18 protein-coding genes are annotated in these 20,160 nt (G+C 58.8%); 10 read left to right on the forward strand and 8 right to left on the reverse strand.

All coding sequences use genetic code 11. From position 1 onward, the window contains the following. The first annotated feature begins 177 nt into the window (after positions 1-177). A complete protein-coding gene (locus tag KW842_RS26680; RefSeq protein ID WP_218307179.1) occupies positions 178-1,062 on the forward strand; it encodes a hypothetical protein in 885 nt (294 codons plus the stop codon). Position 1,063: 1 nt separating this feature from the next. Continuing rightward, positions 1,064-2,833 carry an anti-phage-associated helicase HerA gene (herA, locus tag KW842_RS26685; protein WP_218307180.1) on the forward strand — a complete coding sequence of 590 codons (1,770 nt, stop codon included), beginning with the start codon at positions 1,064-1,066 and terminating at the stop codon, positions 2,831-2,833. 448 nt (positions 2,834-3,281) lie between these two features. Here herA and KW842_RS26690 read toward each other — a convergent pair whose 3' ends face one another. Together KW842_RS26690 and KW842_RS26695 are read right to left on the reverse strand one after the other, a co-directional pair. Next, positions 3,282-3,569, reverse strand: a complete 288-nt coding sequence (locus KW842_RS26690) for a hypothetical protein (RefSeq protein ID WP_218307182.1) — start codon at positions 3,567-3,569, stop codon at positions 3,282-3,284. Next, complete coding sequence (locus KW842_RS26695) at positions 3,556-5,043, reverse strand: integrase (protein WP_229223927.1); 1,488 nt, start codon at positions 5,041-5,043, stop codon at positions 3,556-3,558. The genes KW842_RS26690 and KW842_RS26695 overlap by 14 nt, the downstream gene beginning before the upstream one ends. A 487-nt stretch (positions 5,044-5,530) precedes the next feature. On the opposite strand from KW842_RS26695, the gene KW842_RS26700 reads away from it, so the two are divergent. Both KW842_RS26700 and KW842_RS26705 read left to right on the forward strand, forming a co-directional pair. Continuing rightward, entirely contained in the window at positions 5,531-6,478 is a 948-nt protein-coding gene (locus tag KW842_RS26700; protein ID WP_218307185.1) for an abortive infection family protein, read from the forward strand. A gap of 23 nt (positions 6,479-6,501) precedes the next feature. Continuing rightward, positions 6,502-7,185 carry a hypothetical protein gene (locus KW842_RS26705; protein ID WP_218307186.1) on the forward strand — a complete coding sequence of 228 codons (684 nt, stop codon included), beginning with the start codon at positions 6,502-6,504 and terminating at the stop codon, positions 7,183-7,185. A gap of 308 nt (positions 7,186-7,493) precedes the next feature. Here the strand turns inward: KW842_RS26705 and gyrB are convergent, their stop codons facing one another. From gyrB to dnaA, 3 genes are all read right to left on the reverse strand, one after another. Further along, on the reverse strand, positions 7,494-9,986 hold the full coding sequence (gene gyrB, locus KW842_RS26710) for a DNA topoisomerase (ATP-hydrolyzing) subunit B (RefSeq protein WP_218307188.1): 2,493 nt from the start codon (positions 9,984-9,986) through the stop codon (positions 7,494-7,496). Between the two features lie 49 nt (positions 9,987-10,035). After that, complete coding sequence (dnaN, locus tag KW842_RS26715) at positions 10,036-11,142, reverse strand: DNA polymerase III subunit beta (RefSeq protein ID WP_218307189.1); 1,107 nt, start codon at positions 11,140-11,142, stop codon at positions 10,036-10,038. A 99-nt stretch (positions 11,143-11,241) separates the two neighbouring features. After that, entirely contained in the window at positions 11,242-12,645 is a 1,404-nt protein-coding gene (dnaA, locus tag KW842_RS26720) for a chromosomal replication initiator protein DnaA (protein WP_218307191.1), read from the reverse strand. Positions 12,646-13,034: 389 nt separating this feature from the next. Here dnaA and rpmH point away from each other — a divergent pair, with 389 nt between their 5' ends. The 5 genes from rpmH to mnmE all read left to right on the forward strand — a co-directional run bounded on the left by rpmH (position 13,035) and on the right by mnmE (position 17,105). Then, positions 13,035-13,169 carry a 50S ribosomal protein L34 gene (gene rpmH, locus KW842_RS26725; RefSeq protein WP_040378179.1) on the forward strand — a complete coding sequence of 45 codons (135 nt, stop codon included), beginning with the start codon at positions 13,035-13,037 and terminating at the stop codon, positions 13,167-13,169. Between the two features lie 36 nt (positions 13,170-13,205). Continuing rightward, positions 13,206-13,640 (forward strand): ribonuclease P protein component, encoded by a 435-nt coding sequence (gene rnpA / locus KW842_RS26730; RefSeq protein WP_218307214.1) that lies wholly within the window; start codon positions 13,206-13,208, stop codon positions 13,638-13,640. Next, positions 13,637-13,900, forward strand: a complete 264-nt coding sequence (gene yidD, locus KW842_RS26735; protein WP_218307192.1) for a membrane protein insertion efficiency factor YidD — start codon at positions 13,637-13,639, stop codon at positions 13,898-13,900. Before rnpA ends, yidD begins: the two co-directional genes overlap by 4 nt. 9 nt (positions 13,901-13,909) lie before the next feature. Further along, a complete protein-coding gene (yidC, locus tag KW842_RS26740; protein WP_218307193.1) occupies positions 13,910-15,664 on the forward strand; it encodes a membrane protein insertase YidC in 1,755 nt (584 codons plus the stop codon). Between the two features lie 61 nt (positions 15,665-15,725). Further along, on the forward strand, positions 15,726-17,105 hold the full coding sequence (gene mnmE / locus KW842_RS26745) for a tRNA uridine-5-carboxymethylaminomethyl(34) synthesis GTPase MnmE (protein WP_218307194.1): 1,380 nt from the start codon (positions 15,726-15,728) through the stop codon (positions 17,103-17,105). Between the two features lie 73 nt (positions 17,106-17,178). Here mnmE and KW842_RS26750 read toward each other — a convergent pair whose 3' ends face one another. Then, a complete protein-coding gene (locus tag KW842_RS26750) occupies positions 17,179-18,114 on the reverse strand; it encodes an SMP-30/gluconolactonase/LRE family protein (protein ID WP_218307195.1) in 936 nt (311 codons plus the stop codon). Continuing rightward, entirely contained in the window at positions 18,111-19,085 is a 975-nt protein-coding gene (locus KW842_RS26755) for a sensor domain-containing diguanylate cyclase (RefSeq protein WP_218307197.1), read from the reverse strand. The genes KW842_RS26750 and KW842_RS26755 overlap by 4 nt, the downstream gene beginning before the upstream one ends. A 262-nt stretch (positions 19,086-19,347) precedes the next feature. Between KW842_RS26755 and KW842_RS26760 the strand changes: the two genes are divergently transcribed. Continuing rightward, positions 19,348-19,554, forward strand: a complete 207-nt coding sequence (locus KW842_RS26760; protein WP_218307198.1) for a hypothetical protein — start codon at positions 19,348-19,350, stop codon at positions 19,552-19,554. Between the two features lie 13 nt (positions 19,555-19,567). Here the strand turns inward: KW842_RS26760 and KW842_RS26765 are convergent, their stop codons facing one another. Next, positions 19,568-20,140 (reverse strand): Hpt domain-containing protein, encoded by a 573-nt coding sequence (locus KW842_RS26765; RefSeq protein WP_373925242.1) that lies wholly within the window; start codon positions 20,138-20,140, stop codon positions 19,568-19,570. Between the last annotated feature and the right edge of the window lie 20 nt (positions 20,141-20,160).

Below are 20,160 nucleotides of genomic sequence, written 5' to 3' on the forward strand. Positions count from 1 at the left end.
GGGACATCAGCCACTATCTGATGCACCGGTATAACTGGATACGGCCACATCAGTTCAATGAAGGATTGGCGCCGGCCGTCACCGAAGAAAAACTTAACGTAGTGTCCGGGATGGGTTGACCACTACAGACAGGACAAGCTTCCCGCAAATCTCGACATCGAGTTCCTGAAGAAGCACTTGCTCACCTACACGCACAAGGGCGTCACGCATGAGATGCACTCTGAGCTCTTGATCGGTGCCCCCGAACTTGAAGGCTTCCTCAAGCTCCTCGAAATAGACGTCAACGCGAAGTCTTATGACGACCAGCAAGGCGAGGTCATACGCCTCCTGCAGGCGCAGATTCCGGGATGCCAGATGGAGGATGCGGAAGCTTTCTACTACCCCAACGCTATCAACGTGGTCCAGTCGCTGGCGATCCAGGCGGACGTGACAGACCGGAAGATCACGAAGGCCAGGTTCATCGCTGAAGTGAATCGCAAGGAACCGGTATTCAGCGCTTGGCTGCGGAAGAAATTCGGCGACGAACACTACGCGCGCTCGGTCAAGAAGAAGCACTTCCGCTTTCCGTCGACTACGAAAGTCCCCAAGTCTGCTCGCGTTTTTGCAATGGACGCCGCATCCGAATTCGACCTGTCGAACCTGACGCAACTGCTCGTCAAGATAGGCAACCGCTTCTCGCACGTCGAGAACACGCGCACTATCCAGGCCGACAGGTTCTGCCCATACGTCCTGCTGTCAGGCGTATCCCCTGCAGAACTGATCTCGTTGAAGGAGAACCTGCTGGCGCAGGGCATTGAGCTCTCAGACGGACACGCCTTCGACGGGGCCCAGTTCTCGGCCGCACGGCTGGCGCGGCCTCCAACCAAGGACGACCTGACGAAGCTGAAATTCATTGGAGCCCCCTCGCAGCTTCGCCAGGTCGCAGCGGAAATTGCAGGATCGACTATGGAGATATTCGACTTCTACAAGACATCATCGCTAGACCCAGCTACGGTGCCGACCGGCGTCCCACACAACAGGATAAAAACCGACACGGTGTATTTCATTAACGGAGCCATCTAATATGTCAACCGAAAACAAGACCCACGCAGAAGTGATCGCCGTCTTCCCCGATAAGGTGAAGATTTCGGTCGAGGACATCGCTGCCTTCTCCGGCGGCGAACCCATCAAGGTTGGCTCCTACCTGAAGATCACCGACAACGAAGACTGCGCCCTGATCGCGATCATAGAGAATTTCTGCATCGAGGTGACGGATCAAGACAAACGCCGCCACGTCATCGAGGCATTGCCGCTGGGGATCATCCGTGAAGGGAAATTCATTCGTGGAGGCGACACCCTAACCATCCCACCGACGGGCGTAGTGCCGGCGACGGAGGAGGACATCAAGAAGATCTTTGATGAATCGGTCGAGCCAAACAAGAAGTTCACCTTCTGCGCGCTGGCAGCTAATGCCGGTATTAGCATCCCGGTGGACGGCAACAAGTTCTTCAACAAGCACATCGCCGTCGTCGGCTCGACCGGTGCTGGCAAGTCGCACACCATTTCGTCCATCGTCCAAAAGGCGGTAGCCGCGAAAGACGGAGGCTATTCGCTCAACAACTCCCACGTCGTCATTTTTGACATCCATTCCGAATACAAGACGGCCTTTCCGGACGCGAACTTCCTGGACATAAGCAATCTCAACCTTCCATATTGGCTACTGAACAGCGAGGAACTGGAGGAAGTCCTGCTTGATACCGGAGAACGCGACAACTACAATCAGTCGTCCGTCTTCCGAAATCTCGTCACGGAGAACAAGCGGAAACACAACCCGGTTGCCCCATCGGTCTTCTATGACAGCCCCTTGCAGTTCAAGATCCAGGAGGTGCTAAACGCACTGTACAACATTAAGAGCGAAACCATAAACGCGAAAAACGAGTCGCGTTACATGGTCAATGATGGCTCGTACACTCTCCTTGCCGAAGGCAAGACAGATGCAAGCCACGGATTGCAACTTTCGGCAGTAGATCGACTGAAGATGTATTTCGAGGGCCGACTAGAATTCCACGCTTCGAAGGCGCAGAGCATCACCAAGGGAGACTACGCCGACGGCACGCTAGACAAGTTCTACACGCGGTTCGAGTCGAAAGTATCCCAGGATCGCCTGAATTTCCTGTTCGGATCCGCCGCCGACTCGGCGACGCTCGAAGGAACTCTGCAGGCCCTCCTCGGCTACGGCGGGACCAAGTCGAACGTCACTGTCATCGACCTGAGCGGCGTGCCATTCGAGGTTCTGAGCATCACGGTATCGCTCATCTCCCGTATACTGTTCGAGTACGGTTACTACTACAAGATACTGCGGAGCGGAGCGGGACAGAAGATCAACAACGACGTACCTATTTTGCTCGTGTACGAAGAAGCCCACAAGTACGTCCCCAACAGCGAGCTCGCGAAATATCGAGCATCGAAGATGTCCATCGAGCGGATTGCGAAAGAAGGCCGGAAATACGGCGTCACGCTACTGCTTTCGAGCCAGCGCCCGTCGGAAATCTCCGAAACGATCTTCTCCCAGTGCAGCAACTTCCTGGCGATGCGCCTAACCAACCCGAGCGACCAGAGCTACGTCGCGCGCCTGCTTCCAGACACGCTCGGTAACCTGAGCGACAAGCTACCCACGCTCGGGGCCGGGGAAGCGCTGCTGATCGGCGAATCCGTCGTTATGCCCTCGCTCGTGAAAATCCACCAGTGCGCTCCGGAGCCATCGTCGAGCGACATACCCTATTTCGAGCTGTGGAAGAAGGAATGGACCAATCCGGACTTCGCGAGCATTAAGAAGACATGGCTGAAGGAGTAACCTGGCTAATACCGGAAAAATCCATTTACATGATCCGCCACAATACGCCATCACAACAGAAAGTGCGTGAGTCTCCAGGTCGATTGGCGATTTATATAGATGATTTCTTGCCTTGGAACTGCAATCTGCCCGTAGCCCGTTGAGATAAGGCGGCTTCCCAGCGGGGTGATGCCATCATCGATTAATTTGCCGATCCACTCAAGACGTCTTTGAACAGACACTTACCAATAAACATTGGTGTTCGTGCGGGGCGCCGCAGCAATCGCTTTCGACGCTTTTGAAACTCCTTACCAGGTCGAAGACAGTAAGCAAGTAGTATGCAACTGCGGCATTCGTCCCGGTGGTGCCAAACTTGATTGTTTCTCGAGAGGTGAGCAGAAGCCCATTTGCCGAATTAATTGTATGGCGGGCTCGAAGTAACGTACCGCAACTGGGAGCGGACCGCTACTTAAGAGAGCAAGCCAAGGAAACTCGCGGCACTGCCAAATAGTACAGTAGCCGCAGTCCACTTGGCCGCCCGTTGATTGAAAATGCCGGATTGTTTGATTGATTGAAGCAGCCCGACGATCCACTGTGCGTTGGACATGGCTTGGTCCAGTGGCTCTATGCCGCCAAATTGAAGGTGGGTCGGAGTGACGGGGATCTTGCTCGCGATGTTCCACAAATACGCGGCATAGACTCCCGTAACCAGTCCAACAATGCCAAGACCGAGGCTAAGGCATTTAAAGGTATTCACGTTTTTTTCCTTGAGTTGGGGGGCAATTGATTTCCAGAAGGTCGACGCAATCGAGAACGTTGTCGCGGGAGGCCAAGGCAATTCCAAGGTTGGCCTTTGCAACAAGCTCCATTGGTTTAAGGTTCTGCACGTAGTGGCCGTGCGTAATACGGTCCATGCCAGCACCCGCCAGTTTGGCTACTGTTCGTAGGCTCGCTTCTAGAGCCACGCTGTCCAGGCGCCCTCCGTGGAGGATGAGATTTCGCTGGCGGTACAGTCGATGGAAGGATTCACCGATGGCGTCACGTATCGTCTTCAATTCAGGACCTGGATTGCCCAATAGCTTCCTGAGGCGATCAACAGCCGCTTCATCCGTAACTGAAGGCATTCGGGGCAAAGCGCCATCGATAATGAGTTGCGCTAGAACGCGACATCGATCACGGTTGGTCTGAGCGTTGGCTATATCGCTGCAAACCTGAGGATGAGCGCCCTGCGCCTTATACGACAAAGCGGTCAGCTCAGCACGTGGAAACGAACAAGTGACCAGCGTCGCAAGATTATCGGCAGCTGAAGCTCGGTCGCTCGGATCGGCAAGCAGCCCCTCAATCGCCCCCCAGCCACCCGCAATTGCTGCAGGCGGGGAACTGCCTTCCAGGTGCGCTAAGAGTTCCAAAGCAGCATCCACGCTGTGACTTGCGTCAGGAGAGAATACGCGGTCCTCGCGGAACAGTTCTTTAACTCCCACCCCGCGAGCATCTTCCTTGAGGGATGCAGGTGCCCCAGCCCCCTTGACCCAAAGCCATGGTACGCGGTTCAGCGGCTCGGCCATTGCGATGAGAGAACGTGCAGCATAGCGGTCCGATTCGCTGCGTGCCGCTTGCGCGGCACCGTATATATCGCGGGCCTGGACCTTTAGAATTAGTGCCGCCTGCGCGCGAACGCCGGCAATGTCAAATCCATTCTCTTTCAGCCAGGCGGTAATCTCAGGTCCCTGTAGCCAGGTCTGAGGCAAACCATTTGGGAACTTTGGCACAGTCGCAAAAGCCAAGAGTACCTCAAACTCTCGCCGTGGACTAGCATTCACTTCGTTCTGCAACTCTTCGCATAGCTGAGGCAGCGTGATCGGCGCTGCAGATTTTAAGCGGCTCTTTACGAAGTTGTGCAGATACACGCCAGAAAACCCGGCGTCGAGCAGGTGAGCTGCCACGCTGCGGCCAAAGTGTTCTGGTGTGAATCTATTTGCCGCAACAGAGTGTCCCCACCGAGTTAGATAGTCGGCGGCGACTAGTCTTGAAAGATCGCGGATACCAAAATGTGCAGCGCCTTCCGCACGTGGCACTTGCTGTACTTGTTCGCGCAGGAATACTTTTTCTTGATCCGTGAACGCGGGGTGTGCGCCGACGCGCCGCTGTAGCGCGGATGCCATGCGTTTGATGGCTGCGTCACTTAGGTGCCCCTGTCTCATGGCAGCACAAGCCTCAAACAGTTCTTCCATAGCGAGAATAACGCCGACTCCCCAGAGTGAGCGATACCAGGGACGGAAGGGGGACAAAAATTCCAGTAGTCGCACTACTGCGATATTTTCACGTCGGTTGACAAATTGAAGCATAGCGTGTATATTATTTTCTGTGTGTTGACTAAATGTTGACCAAACGTCTAAGCGGGGCGCGACCCGGCCGGATGCAGTAGCCTAGCTACAAATTCCTAATGGCTCAAGCCCCCATCTATTGAAGGCCCTGCATTGCAGGGCCTTTTTACTTTTCGGCGCAGTTCCCTGGGTAAATGTCTCAAAACCCCATTGGCGGATATGGCCGCCTCGCTCTGTTGCATGTTATTGCCGTTGCTGCAGCCATTGACGGCTTGTAACGCATTGAGGTTCGGTGTCAGAATATCTTTGTACAAACGATATGTCATTTAGTACAGATTCGTCCAGCGACAAATCATTCCGCAGGTTCCGCGACCCTCTTCTGAAATAGAATTCTATGAGTACGCCACTCGACCGGTTGCGCCAAAAAACTGAAGCGTTGAAGTCGAAGCGCGGCGCTTTGACGACTCATCTGTTTGATTTAGAAAGAAACCTGGCGGAGATTTTCGACGGACTCGATATCAGAGCTCATACGCCCGACGTAACACTTGAGGAGTATGCATTTGACGAAAGCACTTATGGCTATTTGTCTTTCTCGGATAGTACCCTGAGGGTTGCATATAGAAGTACAGAACAAGATCGCCAAGAGTCGTTTAACGGCGTGCCAGAGGAGGAACAAGAATACAGTTTGTGTCCCCTCGCTAAAACTTCACCGGAGTGGCTTGAAAAGCTGGCAATACCCGAAAATATCGCCATTCTTACCTCTCGTCTGGAGCTTGCTCTCGATTCGTTAATCGCATCGACCGATGTCTCGATTTCGGGACTGACAAAAGTGTTTGAGTTTCAAACAATTCAGGTGCACACCGACGCCGTAGAAACTCTGCAGTCGTTCGACTCAAACCTGGTCAAAGCCTGGAAGGATGCGCACGACAAGATAACAGTCGACCCGGCCGAATCGATTACAAAGAGCAGCAGCTATGTGGAGTCGATTTGTAAGCATATTTTGGCGGGCCTTGGCATACCGATGCCGGCGAAACAAGTGATGACTAGTTTGATTGGCGAATGCGAAAAGGCACTTGGTCTGTCAGAAGACGAGGAGGCCGATCAAGACCTCAAATCTGTAGTTGGCGGCATCAAGAGCATTTGTCAAGGTATTGGTGCGTTACGAACTCATTTTGGAACTGCACACGGAAAGGAGCCCGGTGCTTACATAATCAACGAACACTACGCGCGGCTGATCAACACATCTGCTGCTGCAGTAAGTGCCTTTTTAGTTCAGCGATATCACACCAAGCGCTTGAACGGTGGCTCTTTGGGCGCAGTCGCTCCAGCGAGCCCCACGTAGACGCTACTTGGCCGGAGAAGACAATGTTCTACGCATGGATTGGCAATGTTTATCGCCAGCCGATCGCTACAGGAGAACGCACCGTTTGCAATTGCTGCGCGGGCGAGCTGCTCGCAGTTGTCCCGCAAGATAACAAAGCTCATTGGCGGCACAAGGCCGGTGACTGTGATCCCTGGAGCGAGCCCGAGGGGGAGTGGCACTTGGCGTGGAAGGAGAAATTTCCACTGCACTCACGTGAGGTTCCGATGATTGATCACGCAACGCAAGAACGCCATAGGGCAGATGTCTTTCTCCAACTACCCGGTTGCGTTGGTACCACTGTCGAACTACAGCACTCCGCAATTTCGGAGAAAGAGCGCGATGCGCGTGAAGTATTTTATTCTGCGCGCGGTCGCATGTTCTGGCTCATCCACATCCATAGTGAAACTAATTTCAATGCAATATCGTTTCGGTGTTCATTTAGCAGGGAGTCCCCTTTCGAGTACGGGGGATCTACTTTCTATTCGATGAGCTGGTATGGCCGCAGCAAGCAATTTATTGAGAAGTGGAAGCGCTCGCGCACGTACGTGTACTTCAACATTGAGGGACACATTTTTTATCTTGCCACGATGTCCGCTTGCACACCGGTAGTTCAAGCGCAGAAAAAGGGAGAGTTTGCGCTTTACCACGTCACTGAGCAGCAATTTCTCCGGTCCGTGGGCGTGTGATTGATCCGAACGTATTCCCGGATTTGCCGCAACGTGGTTGTTATGGACCGCATAGCGGCCAACTTGTCGCGCAGGGCTTGCTTATCTAAGTACAGCGACCTTTTTGATGACAACTCCAGCAGCTACCATGAATTCTGTGTGGAAAATTGGGCAAGAGCTTAACTTCTGTATTGATTTTTCTCGGAATCCTAAAATAAAAAGCGGCCCTTTGTTAGGGCCGCTGTGATTTCAAATATTGAGATTTATTTCAAGTATTTTGAGATCCTACATTGGTTGGCTTTTTGATGAGGGGAACTGAGGATATATACTTAAACGTCGATATTCCCCGCACGCAGCGCATTGGTCTCAATGAACGCCCGGCGCGGCTCAACATCATCCCCCATCAGCGTAGTGAATATCTGGTCCGCAGCAATCGCGTCCTCAATCTGCACCTTCAGCAAACGGCGCACGGTTGGGTCCATGGTGGTTTCCCACAGCTGTTCCGGGTTCATCTCGCCCAGACCTTTGTAGCGCTGTTTCGATACCACGCGTTCCGATTCGTCCCGCAGCCATTGCATCGCCTGATGGAAGTCGGTCACGGCCGATTCTTTGGTGCGCTCGCCTTCGCCGCGGCGCACGTAGGCGCCTTCGCCGATCAGGCCGGTGAAGGTGGCTGCTGCTTCGGCCAGCACGCGGTAGTCGGCGCTGAGCACGAAGTCGGCGTCGATGGTGCTGACTTTGACGTTACCGTGGTGCATGCGCTCGATCCACAGCGCGTGTTTTTCGTTCAGTTCGTCCGAACGCACGCTGACTTTGACGGCGATGTCGTTGATGTTGCTTTCCAGCGCGCGGGCCGAGGCTTCCGCCGCTTCCAGCGTGCCCATGTCCAGCGTCACGCCGGTCATGATGGCGGTCAGCGCAGCGCGGTCGATCACGCGGGTCAGGCGCGTCATGATGACGTTGGCCAGGTTGAACTGGCGTACCAGTTCGCCCAGCGCTTCGCCCTGGATAGGCTCGGCGCCTTCGCGCGGGGTCAGCACGGCGGTGTTCAGCGCCACGTTCATCATGTAGCCGGCTTCTTCGGCATCGTCCTTCAGGTAGCGCTCGTCGCGGCCGGCCTTCACTTTGTACAGCGGCGGCTGGGCGATGTAGATGTGGCCGCGCTCGACCAGTTCCGGCATCTGACGGTAGAACAGCGTCAGCAGCAGGGTGCGGATGTGGGCGCCGTCGACGTCCGCATCGGTCATGATGATGATGCGGTGGTAGCGCAGCTTTTCAACGTTGAATTCGTCCGGGCCGATCGAGGTGCCCAGCGTGGCGATCAGCGTGGTGATCTGTTCCGACGACAGCATTTTTTCAAAGCGCGCCTTTTCCACGTTCAGCACTTTACCGCGCAATGGCAGAATCGCCTGGAATTTGCGGTCACGGCCTTGCTTGGCCGAGCCGCCTGCGGAGTCACCCTCGACGATGTACAGTTCGCACAGCGCCGGGTCGCGTTCCTGGCAGTCGGCCAGTTTCGACGAGAGGCCCAGGCCGTCCATCACGCCTTTGCGGCGGGTCAGGTCGCGTGCCTTGCGGGCCGCTTCGCGCGCGCGCGCCGCTTCAACGATTTTGCCGCAGATGATTTTGGCGTCGTTCGGTTTTTCCTGCAGGTAGTCGGACAGCGTCTTGGCGACGATCTCTTCGACCGGGCCGCGCACTTCGGACGACACCAGCTTGTCCTTGGTCTGCGAGGAGAACTTCGGCTCAGGCACTTTGACCGACAGCACGCAGGTCAGGCCTTCGCGCATGTCGTCGCCGGAGATTTCAACCTTGGCCTTTTTGGCGAAGTCGTTCTCGTCGATGTATTTGTTGATGACACGTGTCATCGCCGCGCGCAGGCCGGTCAGGTGGGTGCCGCCGTCGCGCTGCGGGATGTTGTTGGTGAAGCACAGCACCTGTTCGTTGTAGGCGTCGTTCCATTGCATCGACACGTCCACCGAAATGGTGGTGTTCTGGTCCGACTGGCGTTCGCCGGTGGCCTGGAACACGGTCGGGTGCAGCACGGTCTTGGCTTTGTTGATGTATTCGACGAAGCCACGGGTGCCGCCTTCAAACGCGAACAGTTCTTCCTTGCCGGTGCGCTGGTCGGTCAGCTTGATGTTGACGCCGTTATTCAGGAACGACAGTTCGCGGATGCGCTTGGCCAGGATTTCGTAGTGGAATTCGACGTGGGTGAAGATTTCTTCGTCGGCCCAGAAGTGCACGTCGGTGCCGCGCTTGTCGGTTTCGCCGATGACTTTGATCGGCGAGACCAGCACGCCGTCGCGGGTTTCCAGTTCACGGTTCTGCGCCACGCCGCGCGCGAATTCCATCTGGTGGACCTTGCCGTCGCGGCGGATGGTGACGCGCAGCAGTTTCGACAGCGCGTTGACGCAGGACACACCCACGCCGTGCAGACCGCCCGAGACTTTGTACGAGTTCTGGTCGAACTTGCCGCCGGCGTGCAGCTCGGTCAGCACGATCTCGGCAGCCGAGCGTTTCGGCTCGTGCTTGTCGTCCATCTTCAGGCCGACCGGGATGCCGCGGCCGTTGTCGGTGATCGAGATCGAGTTGTCCGAGTGGATGGTGACGTGGATTTCGGTGCAATAGCCGGCCAGCGATTCGTCGATCGAGTTGTCCAGCACTTCAAACACCAGGTGGTGCAGGCCGGTGCCGTCCGAGGTGTCGCCGATGTACATGCCGGGACGTTTGCGGACTGCCTCCAGACCTTCCAGGATCTGGATCGAGGAGGCGCCGTATTCTTCGTTCTTTGGTACTGGTGCTGCGTTCTCTTCGGACATGTGCTGCTTTCTCTAAATTCGATGACTAAGGTGCGGTGAACGGTGAGGCTTAAATGCGCATCGGCATGACGACGTACTTGAAGTCGGCATTGTCCGGGATCGAGATCAGCGCCGACGAATTGGAATCGCCCAGCGCGACATTGATCTGGTCGCATTTCAGGTTGTTCAGCACATCCAGCAGGTAGGTGACGTTGAAGCCGATGTCGACGCTGTCGCCGCCGTAGTCGATTTCCAGTTCTTCCACTGCCTCTTCCTGGTCGGCATTGGTGGAGCTGATTTTCATCAGGCCCGGCGTGATGATGCAGCGTACGCCCTTGAATTTGTCGCTGGTCATGATGGCGGCGCGTTGCAGCGAACGCAGCAGTTCATCGCGGCCGATGATGAATTCGTTTTTGTAGCCCTTCGGGATCACGCGCGTGTAATCAGGGAACTTGCCTTCCACCAGTTTCGAGATCAGCTCGATGTCGGCGAAGGTCAGCTTGACCTGGTTGGCGGCGATGTCCAGCTGCACCGGCTCGTCGTTTTCTTCCAGCAGGCGCTGCAGTTCGATGATGGTCTTGCGCGGGATGATCACTTCCTGGCGTGCGAACGACTGTTCGGTTTCGACCTGGCAGAAGGCCAGGCGGTGGCCGTCGGTGGCCACGGCGATCACGTTATTGCCGTCCAGGACCAGCAGCAGGCCGTTCAGGTAGTAGCGGATGTCCTGCTGGGCCATCGAGAAGTGCACCATGTTAAACAGGTGCTTCAGGGTTTTCTGCGGCAGCGTGACGCTGGCGCTGTAGCTGTCGGCCTGCTGCACGGTCGGGAATTCCTCGGCCGCCAGGGTTTGCAGCGCGAAGCGCGATTTGCCCGACTGTACGGCCAGGCGCTTGTTCTGCAGGGTGATGGTGACGTCGCCCGATTCCGGCAGCGCGCGCAGGATGTCCAGTAGCTTGCGCGCGGCCACGGTGGTGCCGGTCACTTCCGCGCCGGAGCCGATTTCGGCGTTGGTGGTGATCTGTACTTCGGTGTCGGTCGACAGGAAGGATACGCTCTCGCCCTCTTTGCGGATGAGGATATTGGCCAGAATCGGCATAGTGTGCCGACGCTCGACAATACCGCTCACGATCTGCAGTGGCCGGAGTAGCGTATCTCGGGTGGTTTTGACCAATTGCATAGAATATCCTCAGTAAAAATTAACGATGTTTCAATACTTTTTGCCTTGTGAGCAGGCGGACAGGTTTAACTAAATGATAAAGCCAAACCCTGCCTCATGCTAGCCCTTGAGCGTCTGTTCCAGGACGTGCAATTCGTGGTTGCACTCCGGGTTTTTGGTGCGGTCCAGCGCGATCTTGCGCACTGCGTGCAGCACCGTGGTGTGGTCGCGGCCGCCGAACAGTTCGCCGATCTCCGGCAGCGACTTCTGCGTCAGTTCCTTGGCCAGGTACATGGCGATCTGGCGCGGACGGGCGATATTCGCCGGCCGGCGCTTGGAGTACATATCGGCCACCTTGATGTTGAAGAAGTCGGCCACCGTCTTCTGGATGTTTTCCACGCTGATCTGGCGGTTCTGCACCGACAGCAGGTCTTTCAGCGCTTCTTTCACGATGTCGATGGTGATGTCTTTGCCGTGGAAGCGCGAATAGGCCAGGATCTTGCGCAGCGCGCCTTCCAGCTCGCGCACATTGGAGCGCAGGTGCTTGGCGACGAAGAAGGCCACGTCGTCCGAGAAGGTGACGCCTTCCTGCTTGGCTTTTTTCAGCAGAATCGCCACGCGCATTTCCAGTTCCGGCGGCTCGATCGCCACCGTCAGGCCGGAGTCGAAGCGCGAGATCAGGCGGTCGTCCATGCCGGTGATCTCTTTCGGATAGGTGTCCGAGGTGATGATGATCTGCTTCTTGGCGGCGATCAGCGCTTCAAACGCGTAGAAGAATTCTTCCTGGGTGCGGCTCTTGCCGCCGAAGAATTGAATATCGTCGATCAGCAGCATGTCCAGCGAGTGGTAGTAATGCTTGAAATCGTCGAAACCCTTGCGTTGGTAAGCGGTCACTACGTCGCGAACGTACTGTTCTGCGTGGATGTAGCGGATGCGCGCGCCCGGCTGGTCGGCCATCACCTGGTTGCCGATTGCGTGGATCAAGTGGGTCTTACCCAGGCCGACGCCGCCGTAGAAAAACAGCGGGTTGTACGACACGCCCGGATTATTCGCCACCTGGATTGCGGCGGCGCGCGCCAGCTGGTTGGCCTTACCGGTCACGAAGCTGTCGAAGGTCAGGTCGGTGTTGATGCGGCTTTGCTCGCGGCGCGGCTGCGCCGAGGCCGGCATTTCCGGCACCGACGGCGGCGGCTGGTCGGCCATGCGGGCATTGTTGCTCGGTGCGCCGCCGTTGACGTCCGGCACCGGCGCGACCGTGGCGGTCGGCTTTTTCGGTGCGTTCAGGCGCGGGTCGAGCACGAACTGCACTTCGATCGGCTGCTCCCAGTACTGGCAGGCCAGCGCAGTGATGCGGCTGGCGAACTGGGTTTTGACCCAATCCAGCTTGAAGCGGTTGGGTGCGGCCATACGCAGCTTGCCCGCCTCGTAATCGAGGGGGATAAGCGGCTTAATCCAGGCGCTGAATTGTTGCGGCGTCAGCTCCAGCTCCAGCTGGGCGGAGCAGGTCTGCCAGAAATTTTCCATGAATCGACTATCTGTGTTCTTACTGTATAAGGGTGTGGGCAACTTTGAAGTTTTTCACACGTAACGCGCTATTCTACTCTCGCTCGCCCAAGTTATCCACAGGCGCGGCAGGATTTTTTCATGCCGGCGGCGTGGCCGGCGCACCGGGGCGGGGTGCTTGGTTGTTGACAAGCGAGGCCGAAATGCTGATAATTCAGGGTTCCCCGCCCGTATTCCTTGTTTCTTCACATGGATATCAATATGGAGTAGCGAGGATTTAGCGGGCGATGAGATGGACCCAGCTTGTGCCGGATAGCGTTGGCATGGGTGCGCGAAGTGTCATTGGCACCAAAAACTGACGGGCCGTCTGACCCGATTTTGCATTTTTTTCTGCTTTAAGCGAGACCAACATGAAACGTACTTACCAACCTTCCGTTGTACGCCGTAAGCGTACCCACGGCTTCCGCGCACGCATGGCTACCCGTGGTGGCCGCCAAGTGCTGAACGCACGCCGCGCCAAAGGCCGCAAGCGTCTGGCTGTATAAGCCATCTGCTTGTTAGCTGAACGCGTGGACAGCTGCATTAACAGCGGCTCGACAGGCGAGGGTTCACACGACTTCGCGCGCGCTCGGCGTATCGTTAAAACGGATGAATTTTCATCCGTTTTTCGTTTGCGCCCCAGCCAAAAAAGCGCGCACTTCGTGCTGTACACCCGTCTGAACCAACTGCCGCATGCGCGGCTGGGGGTCGTGGTGGCCAAGCGCTTTGCGCCGCGTGCCGTCACCCGCAACACCATCAAGCGCGTTACCCGCGAGCTGTTCCGCGTCACCGGCCTGCCGCCCATCGATTGCGTGGTGCGCCTGGCCAAACCGGTCAACAGCAAGGACGGACCCGCCACCACTGCAAAGCTGAAAGCAGCCTTGCGGCTGGAATTGGCGCGCCTGTTCTCCGCGCAGGCCAAATTGGCCGCGCCGGCCTTGCCTTCATCGCCGCCGCCTCCATCTAGGTCGCCATGAAAACCGTGCTCCGCTTCCTGCTGCGCTTTTATCAACTGGCCATCAGCCCGATGATGACGCCGAGCTGCCGGTTTTATCCGAGCTGCTCGAACTATGCGCTGGAAGCGCTGCAAGTGCACGGCGCCGCCAAGGGCAGCTGGCTGGCTGCCAAACGCGTGTGCCGCTGCCATCCGTGGCACCCTGGCGGGCACGATCCGGTTCCGCCGGCCGATGGCAAAACCCATTCTTCATCGACCGCTTGCGGTTGCAACCACTCCTGAAAATACCTAATGGATATCAATAAACGTACTATCCTGTGGATCGTGTTTGCGGTGTCGCTGTTTGTTCTGTGGAACAACTGGCAAGTCTCGAACGGCCATCCATCGATGTTCGCGCCGCCACCACCGGCCGCCAAGGCGCCTGAGGCGAAGAAAACCGACGTGCCGGCCGCCGCCAGCGCCGCCGCTGCCGCCGTGCCGGGAGCCGCTGCAAGCGCCGGCGCCGCTGACGCCGTGCCGTTCAAGGCCGAACGCATCACCATCACCACCGACGTGGTACGTGCTGATATCGATACCCAGGGCGGCGTGATCCGCCGCCTGGAACTGCTGAAGTACAAAGAGAACAGCCATCCGGGCTGGTTCGGCGGCTGCTTTGGCCTGTTCGACTGGTGCAAGCCAGGCGACAACAGCAAGAACGTGGTGCTGTTCGACGTGGACGCCGGCACCGGCAAGACCTATCTGGGCCGCACCGGCCTGATCGGCGCGCCAGACCTGCCTAACCACACCAGCGGCTTCGTGGCCAAGCCAGGCCCGCGCATGCTGAACGACGCCAACCAGGTGCAACTGGTGCTGGAATCGGAATCGGGCGGCGTCAAGCTGACCAAGACCTTCACCTTCAAGCGCGGCGACTACGTGGTCGATGTGCGCCATGACGTGACCAACACCGGCGCCGCACCGGTATCGCCGCAGCTCTACCTGCAACTGGCGCACGACGGCAACAAGCCGGCCGGCGACTCCTTCTTCAACAGCAGCTACACCGGTCCGACCATGTACACGGACGAAAAGCGCTACGAGAAGCTGCAATTCGAGAAACTGGAAAAAGCCGCGCAGGAAGCCGCCAAGACCGGCCAGCCGGCAGCGCAGGACCACGTGACCAAGGCCGACAACGGCTGGATCGCGATCTCGCAGCACTTCTTCGTCTCGGCCTTCATTCCTCAGCCTAAGCTGATGCATGACATCACCACCGAGAAGATCGACACCAACGTCTACGGCATCAGCGTCAAGCAGCCGCTGGGTACGCTGGCGCCGGGCGCTACCGTGTCCAACAGCGCACGCCTGTTCTCGGGCCCGCAGGAAGCGCAGCTGCTGGAAAAAGTCACGCCTGGCCTGGAGCTGGTGCGCGACTACGGCTGGCTGGCGATGATCGCCAAGCCGATGTTCTGGGTGATCGAGCACATCCACACCGTGACCGGCAACTGGGGCTGGACCATCATTGCCTTCACCATCCTGATCAAGCTGCTGTTCTTCCCGCTGTCGGCGGCAGGCTACCGCAGCATGGCCAAGATCAAGCTGGTGACGCCGAAGATGCAAGCCATCCGCGAGCGCTACAAGGGCGATCCGGCCAAGATGAACCAGGCCACGATGGAACTGTACAAGACCGAGAAGATCAACCCGCTGGGCGGCTGCCTGCCGATCCTGGTGCAGATGCCGGTGTTCATCGCGCTGTACTATGTGCTGCAGTCGGCGGTGGAAATCCGCGGCGCGCCGTGGCTGGGCTGGATCACCGACCTGGCGCAGCATGATCCGTATGCGATCCTGCCGGTGCTGTACGCGATTTCGATGTACATCACCACCAAGCTGAATCCGGCGCCGGCCGATCCGATGCAGGCCAAGATGATGCTGTTCATGCCGCTGGCGTTCTCGGTGATGTTCTTCTTCTTCCCGTCCGGCCTGGTGCTGTACTGGGTGGTGAACAACGTGCTGTCGATCGGACAGCAGTATGTGATCTCCAAGAAATACGGCGTGGCCGAGCCTGCCAAGGCTTAAAAAGCAACAACACCCAAGCCCGCGTTGATCGCGGGCTTTTTTTTTACCCTACAATCCGACTATGAACATCGACTCTTCCCCTATCGCCGCGATTGCCACCGCTCCGGGGCGCGGCGGCATCGGCGTGGTGCGCGCCTCCGGCAAAAACCTGCAGGCGCTGATCGCCGCGCTGTTCGGCGATACCGCGCTGAAGCCGCGCCACGCCACCTACATCCCGTTCACCCAGGCGGACGGCGCCATGATCGACCAGGGCATCGCCATCTGGTTCAAAGGGCCGCATTCGTACACCGGCGAAGACGTGCTGGAGCTGCAAGGCCACGGCGGCCCGATCGTGCTGCAAATGCTGTTGCAACGGGTGCTGGAAGCGGGCCAGGAGATCGGCTTGCGGCTGGCCGAGCCGGGTGAATTCACGCGCCGCGCCTACCTCAATGACAAGCTCGACCTGGCGCAGGCCGAGGCGGTGGCCGACCTGATCGACGCCTCCACCGAGGCGGCGGCCAAATCGGCTTCGCAGTCGCTGTCTGGCGCGTTTTCGAAGACGGTCAACACGCTGGTCGGCAGCGTCACCAACCTGCGCATGCTGGTCGAGGCGACACTGGACTTCCCGGAAGAGGAAATCGACTTCCTGGAAAAATCCGACGCGCGTGGGCAACTGAAGGGCATTGTTGACGCTTTGGAGCAAGTGTTCCGCCAGGCGGCCCAGGGCGCGCTGCTGCGCGAGGGCCTGAACGTGGTGCTGGTCGGCCAGCCCAACGTCGGCAAATCCTCGCTGCTGAATGCGCTGGCGGGGAATGATGTGGCGATCGTCACGCCGATCGCCGGCACCACCCGCGACAAGGTCACCGAAACCATCCAGATCGAAGGCATCCCGCTGAACATCATCGACACGGCCGGCATCCGCGCGCCGGAAGAGGCGGTGGACGTGGTGGAACGGATCGGTATCGAGCGCACCTGGGGCGAAATCGGCAAGGCGGACGTGATCCTGCACCTGCTGGACGCCGACCACGGCCCGTCGCGCGCCGACGAAAACATCATGGCCGCCTTCCCGCAGGGCGTGCCGGTGCTGCGCATCTGGAACAAGATCGACCTGTCGGGCCACAAGCCGGCGGTGGACGCGATGGACGACGCCACCCACATCTACCTGTCGGCCAACAGCCACCTGGGGATCGATCTGCTGCGCAAGGAACTGCTGCGCATCGCCGGCTGGCAGCAGACCGGCGAATCGCTGTACCTGGCGCGCGAGCGCCACCTGATTGCGCTGAAAAACGCCGGCGCCCATCTGGCGCGCGCCGGCGAGCACGCGGCGCAGAACGACCAGTCGCTGGACCTGTTCGCCGAAGAACTGCGCCTTGCGCAAGTGCAGCTGTCCAGCATCACTGGCGCCTTCTCTTCCGACGACCTGCTCGGCGTCATCTTCAGCCGCTTCTGTATTGGCAAATAAAAACCGGGGTAGCTCAGATCTGACCCACGAGCTCATGTGCTCATGTCAGATTTGACCCGGAGTTTTCTGCTGTCTAGTACGGCGAGCCGGTGACGTCGAGTTTGATTTGCCAGACGGCGCCGGCACCGGTGATGTAGAGGGTTTTGCCGTCGGCGCCACCGAAGGCGGCGTTGGTGACGTTGGCGTCGACCTTGATGGTGGCGATCTGTTTGCCTTCCGGGGTGAAGACGCGCAGGCGTTTGTCGGTGTGTTCGGTAACGTAGATGTTGCCGTAGCAGTCAACCGCCATGCCGTCGGGAATACCCAGCTTCTCTACCAGGTCCTTGCCTTGCTGCGGCACGCCGTTCACGATGGCATACGCGCGCAGCACGCCGTGCTCGCCGACCATGCCGTTCACGTACAGCACATCACCCTTCGGCGACAGCGAGACGCCGTTCGGATTTTTCAGCGTGTCGTCCACCACCGTGATCTTGCCGTCAGTCGCCACGCGGTAGACGCGGGTCTTGTCCTGGCCGCCCGGTGCGGCGGCGCGCTGGAAGTCGGGATCGCTGAAGTACAGCGTGCCGTCCGCAGCCAGCGCCATATCGTTCGGCGAGTTAAACACCTTGCCGTCGAACTTGCCGACCACGTCGCTGCGCTTGCCGTCCAGCGTGTACAGCGATACCGATTTGTACTTGTGGGTGGCGGCCAGCAGGTTGCCGGCGCCATCGGTGGCCAGGCCGTTGCTGCCGCTGTCGTCGATCGCCACGCTGACTTTGCCGCTGGCATCCAGCTTCATGATACGCGACGGGAAGCCCGGCCCGAAGGTGAAGTCGGAGAAGTACAGCGCATCCTTGATCCACACCGGACCTTCGTACAGGCCCGGTTCACTGCGGGTACTGTTGGCGGCGGCGATGCGGGTGGCGCTCAGTTCGCCGGCCGGGGCCTGGCCGGTGCAGGCCACCGGTGCGGCATAGGTGTGGGAGGCAGCCAGCAAGGCCGCCGCGGTCAGGGCGCTACGTAACGTCATGCTGCATTCTCCTGTTGATGTTGGTAGACAATGACGCAGTCGCGTCCGGCTTTCTTGGCGGCGTACAGGCAGCTGTCGGCGGCGGCCAGCATGGCGGCGGCGTCGGCCAGATGGTCTTTGTCGAAGGTGGCCACGCCGATGCTCATGGTGACGTGCGGCCGGGTTGCCGCCGGCGAGTGTTTGAGGTTGAGCGAGGCGATGCGGGCGCGGATGGTTTCCGCCACCAGCGCCGCCTGTTCGCCGCTGGTGTCCGGCAGCACCGCGCCGAACTCTTCGCCGCCGTAGCGCGCCGCCAGGTCGGCCGGGCGCTGCAGGCTGGCGGCGAATGCTTCGGCCACCAGCGTCAGGCAGGCGTCGCCCTGCTGGTGGCCGAAGTGGTCGTTATAGGCCTTGAACGAGTCGATGTCCATCAGCAGCAGCGACAGCTGGCCTTCGTTACGGATCGCGCGCCGTAGCTCGCGGTCCAGCGCCACGTCGAAGTGGCGGCGGTTGGCGATGCCGGTCAGGCCGTCCACATACGATTGCGCGCGCAGCTGTTCGGCCTGGCTGCGCAGCTGGCGCTCGCGGCCGACGATGGTGCTGATGTCGCTGACTTCGATCAGGCAGTAGCGTTCCTTGCCTTCGTTGAACGGCGTCACCGACACCTGCTGTTCAACCCGTTCGCCGCCCCAGCTGCCAGCCGGATACAGCGGGAAGGGCGAAGGATTCAGCGTCGGCGACAGCTGCTGCGGCAGATTGCTTTGCAGCGCACTCAGTACCGCCTGCTCCAGCCGGTGACCGCGCAGCTCGCCATATAAATCAAACAAGTCCTGGCCGGTCACGCGCTGCGCCGAGCGGCCCGAGCGGCTGGCCATCCATTGGTTCCACATGACGATGTGCAGGTTGGCGTCGATGACGATCAAGCCCAGCTGGGCAAGTCCGAGCACGCGCGCGGACAAAGGGCTGGACGGGGAAGTGCCGGGTTCAGACATGCGTGCTTTCCTGACAGGAAGGATAAACGTGTCACGATTATAAGGCGAGCCGCGCAGCTTGCATCAACTATCGTTTCCACCTTTTTCATTGAAAAATATTTCGTTCTTTTCTGCCGCAGCGGCGGCCGCATTTATCCTGCTATTATTGATTGTCGCAAACGCCCATGCGGTTTCAGGCAACCGTTGAGAAATCTCATGTTCGTGGCAATTCCGCTGAAGTAATCTTGCAACTTAGCCTAGCTTGGCCTGGAAGGAGAGGATCGTGGAACCGATACAAGAGAGCATCCCCGACGACGGGGCCGGCAGGCCGCCCGGCGTCGCACCGGCGACGCCGCCGGTACGCGCGCGGCACATGCTGCCGCCCAAGGGCGCCTGCTGGTATTGCGAAAAGCCGCTGGACAATGTGCGCCGTTTTTGCGACAAGGAATGCGCCGACGCGTTTGACGAAGAAAAGGAATACACCCGCTAGCCGTCGGCCAGCATTACGCCATCGCCGCCCGCAAGCTGGCCAGCGCCGCTTCAAAATCGAACTGGTGCGCCGCTTCCGTCACTTCCTGAAATACTTCTACTCCCAGGCTGGCCGCCAGCACCGTCGCCGATTGCTCCAGCACATCGATCGCCGCGCCATCGCCTTCATCCAGCAGCCGCATCAGATGCAACAGCAGCATGCGCGTTTCCGGCACCATTGCCGGTTCCATTGCCGTGGGCGCTTGCGCCGCCAGGATCTGCTGCGGATCGCCATCCAGCACCTCGTCAATCACGCTGATCAGGCTGCGCAGCGCTTGTTCCAGCTGCGCCAGCGGCGCCGACCACACCTGCGCCGGGCCGGCGCACAGCGGCTCCAGATGCGACGCCAGCAGATACACCTGCTGCGCGCCGATCATGCCGGCCGCACCCTTCAAAGTGTGGATGATGCGCTGCGCGTGGCCGGGTTCGTTGTCGTCGAAGGCCTTGCGCGCCTGGCAGCCGCTGTCCGGATAGCGCTGGCGGAAACGGCGCAGTATCTGCAGATACAGGTCGCGGTCGCCCATCAGCTGCTGCAAGCCGGTTTCCACTTGCAAAACATGGCCCCCGG

Source organism: Duganella sp. sic0402 (assembly GCF_019219065.1).
Taxonomy (GTDB): domain Bacteria; phylum Pseudomonadota; class Gammaproteobacteria; order Burkholderiales; family Burkholderiaceae_D; genus Rugamonas.